The organism is Vibrio sp. Makdt, assembly GCF_027587015.1.
In the GTDB taxonomy this organism is placed as follows: domain Bacteria; phylum Pseudomonadota; class Gammaproteobacteria; order Enterobacterales; family Vibrionaceae; genus Vibrio; species Vibrio chagasii_B.
Map to the genome: position 1 here is coordinate 31690 of NZ_JAPPTH010000024.1, position 18087 is coordinate 49776.

Below are 18087 nucleotides of genomic sequence, written 5' to 3' on the forward strand. Positions count from 1 at the left end.
GTTCCCTACATCACACTAAAGTAATAATCGCCATGGAAAGAAAACACATCTATATCGCGTACACCGGCGGCACAATCGGCATGCAAAAATCGCATGATCACGGCTATGTCCCTGTTGCTGGATTCATGGATAAACAGCTTGCTGGTATGCCTGAATTCCATCGCCCAGAGATGCCTGAGTACACCATCCACGAATACTCGCCATTGATGGACTCTTCAGACATGACGCCACTTGATTGGCAGACTATCGCTGATGACATCCGCGCGAACTACGACAAATACGATGGCTTCGTTATCCTGCACGGTACTGACACCATGGCGTACACCGCTTCTGCGTTGTCTTTCATGCTAGAAAACCTTGGCAAACCTGTGATTGTTACCGGCTCTCAGATCCCACTTGCTGAGCTACGTTCTGACGGCCAAGCAAACCTATTGAATGCACTACACATCGCGGCGAATTACCCAATCAACGAAGTGACACTGTTCTTCAATAACAAATTAATGCGTGGTAACCGCAGCACCAAATCACACGCAGATGGCTTCAATGCGTTTACCTCTCCAAACCTTAATCCGCTGTTGGAAGCTGGTATCAATATCCAGCTAAGCAACAACGTTGTAGTCAACGAGCAACCTGAAGGGAAGTTCAAGGTTCATAACATTACACCGCAACCAATCGGCGTAATCACTATGTACCCAGGCATCTCACACGAAGTGATCCGTAACACGTTACTACAACCTGTTAACGCAATGATCCTGCTGACTTTTGGTGTTGGTAATGCACCACAAAACCCAGAGCTACTTCAGCACCTAAAAGACGCATCAGAGCGCGGTGTTATCGTGGTAAACCTAACTCAATGTTTAGCAGGTAAAGTGAACATGGGTGGCTATGCGACGGGCTGTGCTTTAGCAGAAGCTGGGGTTGTTAGTGGTTATGATATGACTCCGGAAGCGGCACTAGCGAAACTTCATTACCTATTAAGCCAAAACCTAAGCTACGAAGAAGTGAAAACTCAGATGCAGCAAGTACTGCGTGGTGAGATGAGCTTGTAAGCTCGTTAAGGTTCATCTTGAGCGGCTGCTCTTCTATGATGTGAGCAGCAGTTTAACGTGAGCTAAATCGTTTTATTACTTATAAATAAACGACTTAACGTAAAAGGGGTGGCACTGCGCCACCCCTTTGTTGTAATTTAAAGCCTAATGATTTGGGTTAACTCTCACAATGTCTTCTTGATCTGACTTAAACTGTTTTTTGAGTTCAGATTTAGACTTAAAGCTAATTTCACCACCAGCGGCAATTGTCATGTGTTGAGCTTCAGAGTTATGTTTAGATTGGTATAACATAACCGCCTGCATACACGAATCGCGCTGCTCTTTAGAAAGCGCTGTTCCTTCTGGCCATTTACCCGTTTCAACTGCGTAGGTTAAACGTTCGTAGACCTCGGGTGTCATTGCGCTAAGAAGTTGTTCTGCATCCATGGTAAAGCCTTAGTTTTAACAATTTTCACCAGAAAATAACCCGTAACAGAATTGAGTCAAGAACCTGACCAATAATAAGTGCATTTGATCACAAGTGAAGGAATATGAAAATTATGAAATGGTTGGCAATTGGCCTATTACCTTTCACTCTGGTTGGGTGTCTTGAAGGAAACAAAAATACCGATCAGTTGTGCCAGAGCAATCCTGGGTTGCGATGCGAACAGCTGAACATGAACGACGGACAGTGCCGCGTGGCGCGTACCGACCTTATCTGGCATCGCTTTGAAGTTCAAAAACATCCAACCGAAATCAATAAGATCAAAGAGTTCGAATTAGTCACAGCCTATAAAAAGTGTCTTGAGCTAGCCGCGCAGATAGAAACGATCGATCAATCTAAACTTCAAGAGCGTCGTTTTACTTCTTTAATGCACAGCATCGAAGAGTCTGAACGTATTGTCAGTGAACTGTCTCAATCAGACACGCCAGAAACGCTCTACTTCTTGTGGTCACAAACCGGGGATACCAATGCAAGACGCAGCTTCTTACAACTGGAAGGAACAGATGCGTTAAATACGGCAGAGATGCAGTATGCCCTAGCAACGTTCTACACCACTCGAGACCATGTGAAGACGTTAAAACTGCTTAATAACGCATTGACCTTATCGAGTAACTCGAACGTCAACACTGAAATTTTTAAGTCGATGGCCAGTATTAACCACAGCTTAGGTAATATGGAAGAAGCGTATGTATGGGCAATGGTCGCTAAAGACTTTAACGTGCCGATCGCCTCTGAATCTGAGCTCGCTGTTCTCTATCACTTTGAAAAGCAAAAATATAAGCAGTTGAATAAAGACGCAGACAAGATTGTCGAAGCCATTGAAGACGGCGTTTACAGCCCTGCTGTTGTGAAGAGCTACGAGTAATCTTAGGCGACCAATTAGCCTCTTCAACAAATTGTAAAAAAACAGCTACCATCATGGTAGCTGTTTTTATTTGTACTAGAGTTAACGCTGAAATCTTGGGCTGTTCATTACAATTTCATCGACAAATGCGATCTGTAAGGATTAAACAATAGTGACAAGTTATTTCGTACTTTCGTCATTTTTGTTGAAAATTAACGACACAGAATTAACACAAAAACGTTCGCCAGTTGTCTTCGGACCATCAGGAAAAACGTGACCTAGGTGGCTATCGCAGGCACTACAACGAATCTCTACACGCTTCATTCCGTGACTTAGATCTTCTATATAGCGTATTGCTGTATCGTTTACAGGCGCATCGAAGCTCGGCCACCCGCACCCAGAATCATATTTGTTATCCGACAGGAATAATGGGGCTTGGCAGCATGTGCAGCTGTAAACACCCGTCTTGTGGTTGTGTAATAACTTACCGCTATAAGGGGCTTCAGTACCACGTAGACGACACACTTCATACTCATCGTCAGTTAGGCGTTCACGCCAGTATTCATCAGGCTTTATCATCTTTTCTTCCTTTTGAATCACGTTAATATCTCTCCACATTCTCATTTATTATATTTACTTTTTTCTATAAAGGCTTGCATATGAGTCGTTTTGTAGCACATACTTTCTCACAAGAAAACATTGTACATATACACTCATAAGTGAATCGTCATTTAGAGGTATTTTACCCAACTGGAAGGGTGCAGAACCACTAGCAATGGTCAATTTTCAACCACTTACACTCAATTGTTAAGAAAAGCGTCGCTTTTTTTTGACATTAAACAAGTTAAGTCGGATTATCTATTGCAGATTTAGACTGGATTCTGTAATTTTACTACCAGTTATCTTTAATCAGAAATTAAGTTGTGGAGCAACTACAATGACTATCAAAGTAGGTATTAATGGTTTTGGCCGTATCGGTCGTTTCGTATTCCGTGCAGCGCAAGAGCGCAATGACATCGAAGTTGTTGGTATCAACGACCTTATCGACGTTGAATACATGGCATACATGCTGAAGTACGACTCAACTCACGGCCGTTTCAACGGTACTGTTGAAGTTGAAGGCGGTAACCTAATCGTTAACGGTAAAACTGTACGTGTTACAGCTGAGCGTAACCCAGAAGATCTTAAGTGGGATGCAATCGACGTAGACGTTGTTGCTGAAGCAACTGGTCTTTTCCTAACTGACGAGACTGCACGTAAGCACATCACTGCTGGTGCTAAGAAAGTTGTTCTTACTGGTCCTTCTAAAGACGCAACTCCAATGTTCGTTATGGGCGTTAACCAAGCAACTTACGCTGGTCAAGACATCGTTTCTAACGCTTCTTGTACTACTAACTGTCTTGCACCTATCGCTAAAGTTCTTAACGACAAGTGGGGCATCGAGTCTGGTCTAATGACTACAGTTCACGCTACTACAGCAACTCAAAAAACTGTAGATGGTCCTTCTGCTAAAGACTGGCGCGGTGGCCGTGGTGCTTCTCAAAACATCATCCCATCTTCAACTGGTGCTGCTAAAGCTGTAGGCGTTGTTCTTCCAGAACTAAACGGCCTTCTAACTGGTATGGCTTTCCGTGTACCAACAGCTAACGTTTCTGTAGTTGACCTAACAGTTAACCTAAAAGAAGCTGCTTCTTACGAAGAAATCTGTGCTGCAATGAAAGAAGCTTCTGAAGGCGAAATGGCTGGCGTTCTAGGTTACACTGAAGACCAAGTTGTTTCTCAAGACTTCATCGGTGAAGTTAACACTTCAGTATTCGATGCTAAAGCTGGTGTTGCTCTAACTGACAAATTCGTTAAAGTTGTATCTTGGTACGACAACGAAATCGGTTACTCAAACAAAGTTCTTGACCTAATCGCTCACATCTCTAAGTAATTTCTTTTTAGAAATAGCTTTAGATAAGCATTAGCAAAGACTGTTTTGAGCAGACTTTGAAAAAGGCGACCTTAGTGTCGCCTTTTTAATACCTGCTATCTTTTAACTTCGTCTATTTTAATCCACCAAGATAGCCCAAACGTAAAATTCAATTCCAATACTGGTTTGCTTGCACCTCTCATCACAAGCTTGAATCGAGTCAGCATTTGAATTCAATTTCCTTAGAAGGATCATGTAATGGATTTATCTACTCTACCTGCACTGACTGTACTTTCTGATAACGTGACTATCGTTGAGCACCAAGGTGTAAAACTAGTTCGTGTTAACCACGAGAAGGCAAATGCCGCGATTTCACTGTTTGGCGGTCATGTTGTGTCGTTCCAACCACAAGGTCAAGAAGACCTGATTTGGATGAGTCAACAAGCTAAGTTTGATGGAAAAACAGCATTGCGTGGTGGTATTCCAGTATGTTGGCCTTGGTTTGGTCGCATTGCGGCACCTGCGCATGGATTTGCACGCTCAAGTGAATGGCAATTAGTTGAGCACCGTGAAAGTGAAGCGGGTGTGATTGTCAGCTTAGGTCTAAAGCCTAGTGGAGAGACGCTGGCAGTATGGCCTCATCAGTTCGATGCTCGCCTAAATGTTGAGATTGGTGATGAGCTAAAAGTAACATTAGATGTGAAGAACACAGATTCTCAACCATGGACTTTCTCTGGTGCGCTGCACACTTACCTAAACGTTGCAGACATCCATAACACAACCACCACAGGTATGGGTGCTGAGTACATCGACAGCTTACAAGGTGGCAAGATCTGCCAAGGCGGTGCTGAGCTTGTGCTAACCGACACTATTGACCGAGTGTACACTCAGCCAGAAGCGCAAATCTTAGTTGCGGACAAAAAACTTGAGCGTACTTTAACAGTTGAAAACCAAGGCCATAACTCTGCGGTATTGTGGAACCCTTGGGCAGAAGGTGCTGCTGGTATGGGCGACATGCAAGATGATGGCTACCTCACCATGCTATGTGTTGAATCAACACTGCACGCGCCAAGTTTAGAGGCAGGTAAAACACTTCAGCCTGGCGAGAACCACCAGCTAATTACAACGATTTCTGTTCAGTAACCTTATTCAGGAATTGATTCTGTAATCAGTTCGCTACGCAAGACACATTAAAGGCCGGTTCACTCCGGCCTTTTTATTGCTCTCAATCGGCTAACGATTAAACTTAACTCTGAGAATATCGAACTAACGTCTCTCTATAGAGTGACAGCAGCGCTTCATCGTCTACTTTAACGCCGACCTTCTGCGCCGGGAATGAGCTCCACTCATCATTCATGTAACTACGCTGGTCGCTTTTCTGGATGGTCATGCCCTCTGCAGGTCCGTCAGTGACCACTCTAATCGCACCACTTCGGCACTCAAATAAAGAAGGTTGGATAACATAAGCAATGGCTGATGGATCGTGAACGTGACAGCCTTCCATTCCCACTTTTTCTGAGTAGAACTTCAAATAGTAACGGCTAACATCCCAGATGAACTGCCCGACCTCTCCAGCGTCATCTCTCAAATCATCCAAGTATTGAGCAGTAAAGAAGCTCTCCTCTGTTACATCAAGTCCGATAACCGTCACTGGCCATAATGCCGTGAAGACCTTGTCTGCAGCATGAGGATCATCGTGTATGTTCGCTTCAGCAAATGGTGTCACATTGCCCCTGTGGTCATTTTCGCCAAAGGCTCCGCCCATAATGACGACTTCCTTAACCAAATCGACAATGCCAGGATCCGCTTCCAACGCTAGAGCAAGGTTAGTGAGAGGACCAACCGCCACGAGTGTAATCTCTCCCGGCTCAGAACGAACACTATCAATAATGAACTGATAAGCGGGCTTCTCAATCGCTTTAACCTCTAGTGAACTCGGTGCTTTTACATCACCAAAGCCAGCCTCACCATGCACGACCACGGTAGCACCAACTGGGTCTCTGACTAATGGCTTATCAGTACCCTTTGCCACCAGCGCATTCATACCAAACTTTTGCTTCAGATAAAGCGCATTCTGAGTACCGTTATATATCGTCGCATTGCCATAAACCGTCGTAATTCCCATCAGCTCAATCTCTGGGTGAGCTTCAGCAAATAGAATTGCCATTGCGTCATCGATGCCTGGGTCTGTATCGAGGATAATTTTCTTTGTCATATCAGTTTCTTATTCACGCTAGGAAAGAGTGAACAATACCCAGAAAAACGGCAGACAAACGTGACCAAAATCGAAGCAATGATTTTTTATGTTATCAGCCCCAACACTCCACATCTCCAGAGCGACTATCAACGACTTTTTTGTTTAGCCTGACAGAGACCTTTTTGATAGAATTTGCCGCCCTACTCTATGCTCTGAGATCGTCATGCACTACCAATGCCCTTTGTGTCACCAACCTTTATCTCAACACGATCGTACGTTTAAGTGTGAAAAGAACCATCAGTTCGATTTAGCAAAAGAAGGCTACGTCAACTTGATGCCAGCACACCATAAACGTTCAAAAGATCCAGGTGACAACAAAGAGATGATGCAGGCACGTCGTCGCTTCCTTGAAGGCAACCATTACGATCCAATGCGCCAAGCGGTTGTCGGCTTATGTTCTAGCTACCTGCCAGACACAGATCCTAGCCTATTGGATATTGGCTGTGGCGAAGGGTATTACACCAACGAAATTGCGTTGAATCTTCAAAATAAAAACGGCGCGATTTTTGGCCTAGACATTTCTAAGATTGCCATCAAATACGCGGCTAAACGCTACCCTGCGGTTGACTTCTCAGTTGCCTCTAGCCATCGCCTGCCCTTTGCTGAAAACAGCTTAGACGGCATTCTACGCATTTATGCGCCTTGCAAGGCAGAAGAGCTGCAACGTACCATCAAAGATAATGGTGTCGTGATTACAGTGACACCAGCAAGCCGACACCTATATCAGTTGCGTGACGCCATTTATGATGGTGTGCGTTTACACGATGAAGATCCTGAATTGATCGAAGGTTTTACTCTTGAGCACCAAGAGCATCTAAACTATATGATGGAACTATCGGGGTCCGATGCATTCGACCTGCTACAGATGACGCCGTTTGCTTGGAAAGCAACTGAAGAGTTTAAACAACAACTCACCAACGCAGAGCAATTCAACTGTGAAGCTGACTTTATGCTAAGAGTGTATCGCAAACAGATTTAATTGATATTGATTATCGTTTGCATTGAAATCTCACCTTGCCTCCTTTAGTATGCGTGTTCTTCAAGGAGGCATTTCATGCAACGTATTATTCTTATCGGATTAGCTACTCTTCTCACAGCTTGTGCTAATCAACCTTCAGAAAACACTTCTCAAAAAGTGGTTCAACCGGAAACAGTTTCCACCTACTACGATTATCAGTTTGCCTCACCACAAGGCGAAGCACTCTCTCTTAACGCTTTACCTCAAGAGCTGCTAGACGCTGACGTTATTCTTATTGGCGAATGGCACACTCATTCCGCCATCCACCGCTTTCAAACTGACTTCTTAAAAGCGCGCCAAAACACAGGTTCAAACATTGCCCTGTCAATGGAACAGTTCACTCGAGAACACCAAGACACACTTAACCAATACCTAAATGATGAGATTGGTGAACAAGTGCTTATTTCTCAGGCTGCTGCTTGGCCAAATTACGAAAGTGATTACCGCGCATTAGTAGAGTTCGCAAAAGCGAATGACTTAGATGTTATCGCAGCGAATGCACCAAAGCCCTTTGTTCAGTGTATTGGCCGTAAAGGGTTACCGTATCTAGAGCAGCTTTCTTCGGAACAGAGAGATTGGGTAGCGACTGAAGTTAATATTGGCGATAGCCCTTACAAAGACAAGTTCATGTCATCGATGCACCACGGTACGCCTGAACAAACTGAAAAGCAGTTTGCCGCTCAAGTGACTTGGGATGAAACCATGGCGGAATCGATTGTCGATTACCTAGCAACGAACCCTGACAAACAAGTGATTCATGTCGCTGGTAAATTCCATACGGAAGGTGGTTTAGGCACAGCCGCTTCTATCTCGCGTCGCAATCCTGACCTGAGAGTCGCCATCATCACGCCTGTTGATGTATTGTCTTCAGATTCAAGTGATTACCAACTACAGGTATTGTCTCCACCCATACGTTTTGTTCAGAAAGAAAACCGCATGAAGGCATATAAACACCTATCTAAACGCAGCTCAGATCTACAATGTGATTGAGCTCGCTTAACCTTCTACAACAAACATATGTATCGGCATAGGAATTGCTTAAATACCAAGCAGTTTTGATTAAGCAGAAGAAAATGTAATGTGCGAATAAAAAAACATCACTATCGATGATTAATTGCACAAGTTTTTCACACCTCTGCCGATACTATGTTTAAGGATAGGTAAGGAGAGCTATATGACGCCAGTAGGAACGAGTAATACTCAGCTATATTCGCCTTCGCAGATGAACGCTAAGAGTTCAGCTAACGAAGCTGAAAAGCCTGCACCGCTTAAGGTTGAGCAAAATACGGTTAAGCTTTCTGATGAAGGCAAAGCACTCTTATCTGCCCTTAAAGAAATCGATAAAGAAGCAAAGAAAGTTGAAGCAGAAAACGCGACAGTCACCGATAAAGTCGAGTCTTTCGCTCACGGCGCTCTAGGTATGGATCACCCAGATAAGATCGAAGAAGAGGATGACGGTTCTTATTCAGCGGGGCAATACCTGTCCGCAGCGGCAACCGTAGGCGGTATTCTTCTTGCTCTAATATAGCCTTACCCGCTTAATTCTTTGATCGTATTTTATTCAAAATAAAAGCGATTTGTCGTCACGACAATAGACCCGATTAGGTCTAAAAAACGAGTTCATTCCATAATTCCGCTCTCATTTTAATGGAATAATACTCGTGAAAAACACTTTTGAGCTTATTGATAAGCCAACCTTCTTTGGTGCGATTGCACTCCTCCTCACGATAGTTTTCCCGCTCATTTTGTTCCCTGCACAGGGCGCAGACTGGATTGCGGTTGCGAAAACATTCATGACTGATCAACTCGGATTCCTGTATCTTGCTCTAGGTCTGGCTGCCTGTGCATTTATGGTGTACGTTGTGTTCAGTGATATGGGACAAATTAAACTAGGCGAAGCTGATGAAGAGCCTGAGTTTAAAACTGCTTCATGGGCTGCCATGCTATTTTGTGGTGGTATCGGTGCAAGTATTTTGTACTGGGGCTGTATTGAGTGGGCTTACTACTACCAATCACCGCCTTTCCAACTAGAACCTGGCAGTGAAGAAGCAGTACGCTGGGCAGCGACCTACGGCCTATTCCACTGGGGACCAATCGCATGGTCTATCTACCTAATCCCGGCAATACCTATCGCTTACTTCTTCTACGTGCGTAAACAACCTGTTCTAAAGATCTCAAGTGCACTAATGCCTGTTCTTGGTGAGCACCGTAGTAAAGGCGTACCAGGAAAGATCGTTGATATCCTATTCATTTTCGGCCTATTAGGTGGCGCAGCAACAACCTTAGGTTTAGCAGCACCTCTAATCACCGAAGGCTTGAATCACCTGTTTGGCCTACCGAAAAACAACCTGACACAAGTGACGGTTCTTTTGGTCTGTACTGCTATTTTTGCTTACTCGTCTTACGCAGGTTTGGAAAAAGGCATTAAGATCCTGAGTAACATCAACTTCTGGGGTGCAATGGGTCTATTGGCTTTCGTACTGATTGCTGGTCCAACAATCTTCATGCTAGAAACCGGCTTAGACTCGATTGGTCGTCTATTGTCTAACTTCTTCGTGATGGCGACATGGGCTGAACCATTTGGTGGCTACGGCACATTCGAAAACACGCACTTCCCACAAGACTGGACGATTTTTTACTGGGCGTGGTGGCTAGTATTTGCACCAAGTATGGGTCTATTTGTAGCGCGTATCTCTCGCGGTCGAACCATCAAACAAATGGTGTCAGGTTCTATCTTCTTTGGTTCGCTAGGTTGTTTCCTATTCTTCATGATCTTGGGCAACTACGGTCTGTCTCTACAACTGTCTGGCGAGCTAGATGTTGTAGCTGTACTAAACAATGAAGGCGCAACTAAGGCTATCTTCTCGATGCTGGCACAGTTACCGATGAGCACAATCGTTATCGCGGTATTTACACTACTGTGTATCATTTTTACTGCGACTACCTTTGACTCGATTTCATACATCCTTGCTTCTGTTGTTCAGAACAACGTGACAGAAGAACCAATGCGTTGGAACCGTATGTTCTGGGCATTCACATTGTCGTTCTTACCAACGATTCTGATGTTCCTGGGTGGCTTGAGTACGTTGCAAACCGCAGCGATTGTTGGTGGCCTACCACTACTGGCTATCTCTGTGATGTTGATGATTTCAGCAGTGCGCGCAACTAGCCTCGATTTACGTCACCAAGATGCGTACATCGAGCCAACCATCAATATCGAAGAGCTGCCAGACATGGACCCATGGTCTGCAGAAGGTATGGCACTGGCTCAGTTTGAGAAAGAGAGAGACGCTGCGCAAGAAGCTGCAGAGCTTGAGCGTGTTGCTTATACAGAACTAGCAGCAGTGAAAAAAGAAATTCGCGCTTATGTGCTAGAACAAGGTTCACAAATGGAAACTCACGAGTTACCAGAGAACCTTCAGCAAGCACTTGAGCAGGCCGAGAGTAATCTTAGTGCCGCACAAGCGAAAAAGGTCGAGTTATCTGAGCAGGCTCAGAATGCTCGAATCGCGTTCAACCAAGTGGTTGCAGAACTACCGCTTGCTTGACTTTAGCCATGACGCTGCCCACGAGTTTGGGCCCTCCTAAATAAGCCAAAGGCTCACAGTGATGTGAGCCTTTTTTTATTTCTGTTCCAAATAGTTTGAGCTATTAATCAAATTTATATTTATGAAATAAATATGAAACAGAATTGACACATTTGGGTGTTTTAATCACCCCGCTTATATAAAAAAGGACAAACAATGAAGCACCTTATAAAACCTGTTATCGCCGCAGTGGCAACGTCAACACTCTCATTCAATGTACTTTCAGCAGAAATCAAAAATGTCATTCTAATGATTGGCGATGGTATGGGACCTCAACAAGTTGGCTTATTGGAGACTTATGCAAACCAAGCACCTAACTCAATCTATAAAGGTCAAAAGACCGCACTTTATCAGCTTGCTCAAGAAGGCGTGATTGGTTCATCTCTTACCCACCCAGAAGATGCGATTGTGGTCGACTCTGCTTGTTCCGCAACCATGCTTGCTACAGGTATCTACACAGGTTCAGAAGTTATTGGTATTGATTCCCAAGGCAATCACGTAGAAACCGTGCTGGAGAAAGCAAAAAAAGCGGGTAAAGCAACCGGGCTGGTTTCCGATACGCGCTTAACTCATGCTACACCTGCAGCATTCGCCGCGCATCAGCCACACCGCTCGCTAGAAAACCATATTGCTAGCGATATGCTGGAAACAGGTGTCGATGTGATGCTTTCTGGCGGGCTGCGTCACTGGATCCCGAAGTCAACAAATAACAAAGGCGAAACCTACAAACAACTTGAGCAACTGACCCAAGGTGACGTTTACCTCAAGTCAAAACGTAAAGATGACCGAAATCTTCTTGCTGAAGCCCAGAAAGATGGCTATCAGTTAGCGTTTAACCGCAATATGCTCGACAACGCTAACGGCGACAAATTACTTGGTCTATTCGCGTACTCTGGCATGGACGATGGCATCGCATATAGCAATAAAAAGTTGAGTGGTGAACGCACACAACCGAGCTTAAAAGAGATGACGCAAAAAGCGCTTAACGTCTTATCAAAAGATGAAGATGGCTTTTTCCTAATGGTTGAAGGCGGTCAGATAGATTGGGCTGGGCACAGTAATGATGCAGGTACTATGCTGCACGAGCTACTTAAGTTTGATGAGGCCATTCAAACGGTATACGAATGGGCAAAAGATCGTGAAGACACTATCGTAATCGTGACTGCAGACCATGAAACCGGATCTTTCGGCTTTAGCTATTCATCAAGTGAGCTACCAAAGCCACAAAAGCGCCCAGGTGAAGCCTTTACCGATCGTGATTATGCGCCAAACTTTAACTTCGGTGCATTCGATATTCTTGATGGTTTATACAATCAGAAACAAAGCTACTACGGCATGATCAGTGAGTATCAAAAACTCGACAAAGCTGCACAAACGCCTGAGAAATTCGCTGAGATCGTGAACAAAAATAGTGAATTTCCAATCACCGCAGAACAAGCGAAAAAGGTACTCGCAAGTAAGCCAAACCCATATCGATTGGCGCAACACAAATACCTTTCTGAGGAGGATGTTCCTGCCATCAACGATTTCGATGCATTTTTCCCATATAACGACCGTGGCAACCTACTTGCTCGAGAACAAGCTACAGGTCAAAACATTGTTTGGGGTACAGGCACACACACCCATACACCTGTGAATGTGTTTGCTTGGGGGCCTGCCGAAAAGATATTACCAGTATCAAAAATCATGCATCACTCAGAGCTTGGTGAGTACATCAAACAGCAAGTAAATTAGCCTGATCTTTTTTGTTAGCTTCACTTAACGCCCTGCGGGGCGTTTTTTGTTGTAAGCGTTTAAGAATTTAAGCTTCAAATTTGGGTAACGCCAAATAGCAAAACAGCCGCTGTGAGCGACTGTTTTTTTAATCATTAACGATTTGGGTGGTTCAAGATGTGGTCTTCCCAATCCACAACATCAATTTCGTACACGACTTTGTTGCGAACGCTTTCACCCGCAGCATGCATCTCAGACTTAGAGCCTGTAATTAATGGGTGCCACTCTGGAAGCGGCTTAGATTCGGATAGAAGACGATAAGCACACGTATCTGGCAGCCAATGAAACTCGTCGATCTTGTCACGAGTTAGCTTCAAACACTCTTCACCTGAAGTGAAACGGTTTGGGTAGTCCTTACAAGAACACGTTTTGTCATTCAGCCAGCTACACGCGACATTGGTGTAGTAAACTTCATCGCTATCTTCATCCATAAGCTTATGTAGGCAACACTTACCACAACCATCGCACAGAGATTCCCACTCTTGCTCGGACATCTGCTCTAGTGTTTTTTCTTGCCAAAATGGATTAGTCATAGGATTACTTCTTACTCTTTTACTGGGGTGCGTGTTATACCGCTAGCCCATAAAAAGTTCAAGGATAATAATTGTTCATTCTTTGATCCAATCAATAGCTGTCACTGCGATTGTTTTTTGCTACTATCGCGCACCCTGTTATTTAGTGAGTTTAATTTGATGGAATGTCGCCTAGGTTGTGGAGCATGCTGTATCGCTCCAAGTATTACATCTGCTATTCCTGGAATGCCAAATGGCAAACCTGCGGGTGTGCGCTGCATTCAGTTAAACGAACAGAATCTCTGTAAGCTGTTTGGTCAAGACTCACGTCCTAAAGTGTGTCACCAGTTTAAGGCTTGCCCTGTCGTTTGTGGTAAAACCGATCAAGAAGCACTCGATAACCTTATTGAGCTCGAAGCAATAACCTAGCAAAATTTTTCTTTTTATATATGCCCAAGATTTCACAACTTTGATAAATCTAAACTATCTTGTTGATACTGGTACAGATTAATAAGGATCGTTATGAATAGGTATATCGCAGAAATGTTTGGTACGTTTTGGTTGGTGTTAGGTGGTTGTGGTAGTGCCGTCTTAGCCGCCGCTTTTCCCGATGTAGGTATTGGCCTGCTTGGGGTCTCTCTTGCCTTTGGTTTAACCGTACTCACCATGGCTTTCGCTATTGGGCATATATCCGGTTGCCACCTCAACCCAGCTGTCACTATTGGCCTTTGGACTGGTGGCCGTTTTGATGCCAAAGATGTTGTCCCTTACATCATTGCTCAAGTACTCGGCGGTATTATTGCCGGCGGCGTATTGTTTGTGATTGCCTCCGGTCAAGCTGGCTTTGATGCTGTTTCGTCTGGCTTCGCGTCAAATGGCTTTGGAGAGCACTCTCCCGGTGGTTACTCACTAACCGCAGCATTGGTTTGTGAGGTTGTGATGACCATGGTGTTTCTATTCGTGATCATGGGCGCGACCGACTCTAAAGCACCCGCGGGATTTGCACCCATCGCGATTGGTCTCTGTTTAACCCTAATTCACCTTATCAGTATTCCTGTAACCAATACCTCTGTGAACCCAGCTCGAAGTACGGGTGTAGCGGTATTTGTTGGTGACTGGGCCATTTCTCAACTATGGCTATTCTGGGTTGCTCCAATTATTGGTGCGGTGATCGGTGCAGTGATATACAAAGCCGTTCGAGGATCGGATTAAGCTCTGAGAAGACTCGGATAAAAGAAGCTTTAAGTGATAAAAGAAAAAGCCGCTTAGTGATGATTCACCAAGCGGCTTTTTTAGATCTTATGACGACCGAGTAAGGAGTGCGAAAGCGTGGTGCCATCCACCAGCTCTAGCTCACCACCAACGGGAACACCATGAGCGATTCGGCTAGCGTTCACTTCATGGGCATTACAAAGCTCGGCAATGTAATGTGCTGTCGCTTCCCCTTCAACAGTCGGGTTAGTCGCTAGGATAACTTCAGAGATATCACCACGGCGTAGGCGGTAGTCCAAAACATCGAGGCCGATGTCACTTGGACCAATACCATCAAGTGGTGAAAGGTGCCCCATAAGCACAAAGTAACAACCAGAGTATTGGCCAGTTGCTTCGATAGCTGCAATATCAGCTGGGCTTTCTACTACACAGATTTGACCATTTTCCTGACGTTTAGGATTGGTACAAATGTGGCAGGTATCTTCTTCAGTAAAAGTACGGCACTCATTGCAGTGACCGATTTCAGTCATTGCTTGGCTAAGAGCATCAGCCAACTGAAGGCCGCCTTTTCTATCGCGCTGTAACAAATGAAAGGCCATACGCTGCGCCGACTTGGGGCCAACCCCAGGTAGACAACGTAAGGCCTCCATCAAATGCTCCAGCATATGACTGGTACGCATATTTAACCGTTCTAATTTTCAAATAACGGTCCGCTCAAGTAAGACAAGAACGAACCCTTAGAAATAAGTCGCTTAGAAAGGCATCTTCATGCCTGGTGGAAGTTGCATTCCGCCAGTGATGCTAGCCATTTTTTCTTTTTGAGTTTCTTCAACACGACGAGCCGCATCGTTGAAAGCAGCAGCGATAAGATCTTCAAGCATCTCTTTATCGTCTTCCATTAGGCTTTCATCGATATCAACACGGCGAACGCTGTGGCTACCAGTGATTGTTACTTTTACAAGGCCAGCACCAGATTCACCTGTTACTTCCATATTTGCGATTTCTTCTTGAAGCTTTTGCATGCGCTCTTGCATTTGCTGGGCTTGCTTCATCATGTTGCCCATACCGCCTTTACCAAACATGTTAATACTCTCTGGTCTAATTGGTTTATTAAAATTTATTAAGCTATAAGCGCTTAAATGGGGGTTAAAGCAGTGTGATTCAACCCCTCGGTGTTCAGTTCTTCGATCGGCGTATCTAAGATGATACGCCCATCACTAAATCAAAATTAACGTTAGATAGGACGAACACTATCTCTGTCGAGCTCTGCGGCGAAGCGTCTTTCGATAAACTGTACGTTGGCATCGTTTTCCAAACTGGTAAACGCGTCTTTCAACTTACCTTGGTACAGCCTTTCTCGTAATTCTAGTGGTGTTTCACCACCATCGCCGATTTCGACGCTCAAGTGACACTCTTCTCCGAGTACCATATTCAGAGACTGTAACAGTTCACTCTGCGCTCGATCCGTATTCAAGTGAGCCTGGCTCGATCTCAAGGTTAACGTTATCGATGTATCATTCTTAGTAAATACAGAGTTCAACGCTAACTGTTCAACGAGCTTAGCTGTCTCTAGCTTTTGAATCGTGGCAGACCATTCATCTTGAGCAATCGACTCATTAAGCAGCTTTTCTACCATTTCCGGTGTTTTGACGTGCTCTAACGCTCGCTTGATCTGAGTAGGTGTAAGCTCTTTGCTCGCCTCTTTTACAACAGGTTTAGACGGTTTCCAGCGATAAGGTTCATTATCATTGGTAACATTTTCTGTCGGAGAGGTTGGTAAAGAAGCTGGCGACACCCGCTCAGAACTACCGTGTTGCTGAGCAACTCGGTCAAGAACTGAAGTTTTAGCTGGTGCCGCTTTGGCCTTTTTTGGCGCTGAACCTTTGCTGTCCTGTGCTGCGTTACCTCTACGCTGAGAGCGTAATTGATGGCGTAAACCACTGACAGGTGATGCCGGACGAGCAGGCTGTCCTTCAGGCGCAGACGGTGCAACGTTTTGTGGCTGAGGCTGTGCTTGTTGAGGCATAGGACTCATTGGCTGCTCTGAACCGTAGCTAGGACGTTCGTCATAAGCTGGCGGCGCATCATACTGGCTTTGCGGGTAATCCTGCTCTGAATAACCTTGATGACCAGAATGCTCAGGGTAGCCTTGTGAATTCGGATACTGAGCCGGACTTTGCTGCGGAGCTTGTTGTGCAGGTTGCTGCTGCATAGCTTGAGGAGCCTGCTGCATCTGCGGCTGTCTCGGAGCGGCCGTTGGCGCTGGTTGACTAACCGGCTGAGCTTGACTCTGAACCGGCGCAGCAACAGGGCTTGTCGACTGAGTAGAGATAGCCGTTGCTACGCTTTGCTCTGCAGGCCTAAATGCCAACATGCGTAAAACCACCATCTCAATACCAACGCGTGCGGTTGGCGATAACGGTAAGTCTTCACGACCTTTTAGCACTATCTGGTAATAAAGCTGAATATCTTGAGGGCTTAACGCTTTACTCAGCAGTTCAAGCTTCTCTGCGTCAGGCTGCGCTTTGTCTAAGGTAGACGGCAACGCTTGATACATGGCGAGACGATGAAGTTGCGCAGCAAGTTGATTCAGCAAACCATCCCACTCTACGCCATTCTCAGCCAAGTTTTGGATACAAGCCATCGCTTCTTGTGGCTGCTTACTGCTAATAGCCTCAAGTAGATGGATCGCTTGATCGGTATCCAATGTGCCAAGCATGTGAGCAACCGTATCAGTCACGACATTGCCGTTGCCTAATGCGATAGCTTGATCTGTCAAGCTCAAGGCATCACGCATACTGCCGTCGGCAGCATGAGCAATCATTCCAAGCGCACGAGACTCAGAGGTTACCTTCTCTTGTTCAAGAATATGGTCGAGTTGCTCGTGAATATTATCAACGCTGATCGGCTTAAGATGGAACTGCAAACAGCGTGACAAAATAGTCACTGGCAGCTTTTGTGGATCGGTCGTTGCAAGCAAGAATTTCACATACTCAGGCGGCTCTTCTAACGTCTTTAGAAGCGCGTTGAAACTGTGCCTAGAAAGCATGTGTACTTCATCGATAAGGTAAACCTTAAAGCGACCACGCGCAGGTTTGTACTGAACATTGTCCAGAAGATCGCGGGTATCTTCTACCTTGGTACGTGATGCCGCATCGATCTCTAGTAGATCAACAAAGCGACCTTCATCGATCTCTTTACAAGTTGCACATTCACCACAAGGGGTTGAAGTAATGCCGGTTTCACAGTTAAGTCCCTTAGCAAACAAGCGGCCGATGGTCGTTTTACCGACACCGCGAGTTCCGCTAAATAGGTACGCATGGTGCAACCTATTTTGGCTAAGGGCATTCTCTAATGCTGTTAAAACATGGGCTTGACCAACCACTTCTTTGAATTTGGTTGGTCGCCATTTTCGCGCTAACGCAAGATAGCTCATGAA

The 18087-nt window shown here is 45.0% G+C and carries 18 protein-coding genes; 11 read left to right on the forward strand and 7 right to left on the reverse strand.

The window, feature by feature from the left end:
- Positions 1-32: 32 nt before the first annotated feature.
- Positions 33-1049: an asparaginase gene (gene ansA, locus OH460_RS22090; RefSeq protein ID WP_105057433.1), complete on the forward strand. Its 1017-nt coding sequence runs from the start codon at positions 33-35 to the stop codon at positions 1047-1049.
- Positions 1050-1193: 144 nt separating this feature from the next.
- Here the strand turns inward: ansA and OH460_RS22095 are convergent, their stop codons facing one another.
- Positions 1194-1475 carry a YeaC family protein gene (locus OH460_RS22095; protein WP_010437067.1) on the reverse strand — a complete coding sequence of 94 codons (282 nt, stop codon included), beginning with the start codon at positions 1473-1475 and terminating at the stop codon, positions 1194-1196.
- A 113-nt stretch (positions 1476-1588) separates the two neighbouring features.
- Between OH460_RS22095 and OH460_RS22100 the strand changes: the two genes are divergently transcribed.
- Positions 1589-2398 (forward strand): DUF2989 domain-containing protein, encoded by an 810-nt coding sequence (locus OH460_RS22100; RefSeq protein ID WP_269999558.1) that lies wholly within the window; start codon positions 1589-1591, stop codon positions 2396-2398.
- A 159-nt stretch (positions 2399-2557) separates the two neighbouring features.
- Here OH460_RS22100 and msrB read toward each other — a convergent pair whose 3' ends face one another.
- On the reverse strand, positions 2558-2956 hold the full coding sequence (msrB, locus tag OH460_RS22105; protein ID WP_032498724.1) for a peptide-methionine (R)-S-oxide reductase MsrB: 399 nt from the start codon (positions 2954-2956) through the stop codon (positions 2558-2560).
- Between the two features lie 358 nt (positions 2957-3314).
- On the opposite strand from msrB, the gene gap reads away from it, so the two are divergent.
- Together gap and OH460_RS22115 are read left to right on the forward strand one after the other, a co-directional pair.
- Positions 3315-4310, forward strand: coding sequence for a type I glyceraldehyde-3-phosphate dehydrogenase (gene gap, locus OH460_RS22110; protein ID WP_061033745.1), 996 nt, complete (start codon positions 3315-3317; stop codon positions 4308-4310).
- A 237-nt stretch (positions 4311-4547) separates the two neighbouring features.
- Positions 4548-5432 (forward strand): D-hexose-6-phosphate mutarotase, encoded by an 885-nt coding sequence (locus OH460_RS22115; RefSeq protein WP_269999538.1) that lies wholly within the window; start codon positions 4548-4550, stop codon positions 5430-5432.
- A gap of 103 nt (positions 5433-5535) precedes the next feature.
- Here the strand turns inward: OH460_RS22115 and OH460_RS22120 are convergent, their stop codons facing one another.
- On the reverse strand, positions 5536-6504 hold the full coding sequence (locus tag OH460_RS22120; RefSeq protein ID WP_269999539.1) for a nucleoside hydrolase: 969 nt from the start codon (positions 6502-6504) through the stop codon (positions 5536-5538).
- Between the two features lie 205 nt (positions 6505-6709).
- On the opposite strand from OH460_RS22120, the gene rlmA reads away from it, so the two are divergent.
- From rlmA to OH460_RS22145, 5 genes are all read left to right on the forward strand, one after another.
- Entirely contained in the window at positions 6710-7525 is an 816-nt protein-coding gene (gene rlmA / locus OH460_RS22125; protein ID WP_116871789.1) for a 23S rRNA (guanine(745)-N(1))-methyltransferase, read from the forward strand.
- 75 nt (positions 7526-7600) lie between these two features.
- A complete protein-coding gene (locus OH460_RS22130) occupies positions 7601-8554 on the forward strand; it encodes a ChaN family lipoprotein (protein WP_269999540.1) in 954 nt (317 codons plus the stop codon).
- 184 nt (positions 8555-8738) lie between these two features.
- On the forward strand, positions 8739-9092 hold the full coding sequence (locus tag OH460_RS22135; protein WP_269999541.1) for a hypothetical protein: 354 nt from the start codon (positions 8739-8741) through the stop codon (positions 9090-9092).
- 133 nt (positions 9093-9225) lie between these two features.
- Positions 9226-11112 carry a BCCT family transporter gene (locus OH460_RS22140; RefSeq protein WP_105057439.1) on the forward strand — a complete coding sequence of 629 codons (1887 nt, stop codon included), beginning with the start codon at positions 9226-9228 and terminating at the stop codon, positions 11110-11112.
- Between the two features lie 195 nt (positions 11113-11307).
- On the forward strand, positions 11308-12885 hold the full coding sequence (locus OH460_RS22145) for an alkaline phosphatase (RefSeq protein ID WP_269999542.1): 1578 nt from the start codon (positions 11308-11310) through the stop codon (positions 12883-12885).
- 134 nt (positions 12886-13019) lie between these two features.
- On the opposite strand, the gene OH460_RS22150 is transcribed toward OH460_RS22145, so the two are convergent.
- Positions 13020-13457: a YcgN family cysteine cluster protein gene (locus tag OH460_RS22150; RefSeq protein WP_061033738.1), complete on the reverse strand. Its 438-nt coding sequence runs from the start codon at positions 13455-13457 to the stop codon at positions 13020-13022.
- A gap of 159 nt (positions 13458-13616) precedes the next feature.
- Here OH460_RS22150 and OH460_RS22155 point away from each other — a divergent pair, with 159 nt between their 5' ends.
- Both OH460_RS22155 and aqpZ read left to right on the forward strand, forming a co-directional pair.
- Positions 13617-13865: a YkgJ family cysteine cluster protein gene (locus tag OH460_RS22155; protein ID WP_105057441.1), complete on the forward strand. Its 249-nt coding sequence runs from the start codon at positions 13617-13619 to the stop codon at positions 13863-13865.
- Positions 13866-13958: 93 nt separating this feature from the next.
- Positions 13959-14648: an aquaporin Z gene (gene aqpZ / locus OH460_RS22160; RefSeq protein ID WP_269999543.1), complete on the forward strand. Its 690-nt coding sequence runs from the start codon at positions 13959-13961 to the stop codon at positions 14646-14648.
- 80 nt (positions 14649-14728) lie between these two features.
- Here the strand turns inward: aqpZ and recR are convergent, their stop codons facing one another.
- From recR to dnaX, 3 genes are all read right to left on the reverse strand, one after another.
- Positions 14729-15328 (reverse strand): recombination mediator RecR, encoded by a 600-nt coding sequence (gene recR, locus OH460_RS22165; protein WP_269999544.1) that lies wholly within the window; start codon positions 15326-15328, stop codon positions 14729-14731.
- Between the two features lie 72 nt (positions 15329-15400).
- Complete coding sequence (locus tag OH460_RS22170; RefSeq protein ID WP_004740648.1) at positions 15401-15730, reverse strand: YbaB/EbfC family nucleoid-associated protein; 330 nt, start codon at positions 15728-15730, stop codon at positions 15401-15403.
- Positions 15731-15882: 152 nt separating this feature from the next.
- A complete protein-coding gene (gene dnaX / locus OH460_RS22175) occupies positions 15883-18084 on the reverse strand; it encodes a DNA polymerase III subunit gamma/tau (protein WP_269999545.1) in 2202 nt (733 codons plus the stop codon).
- Positions 18085-18087: the final 3 nt, after the last annotated feature.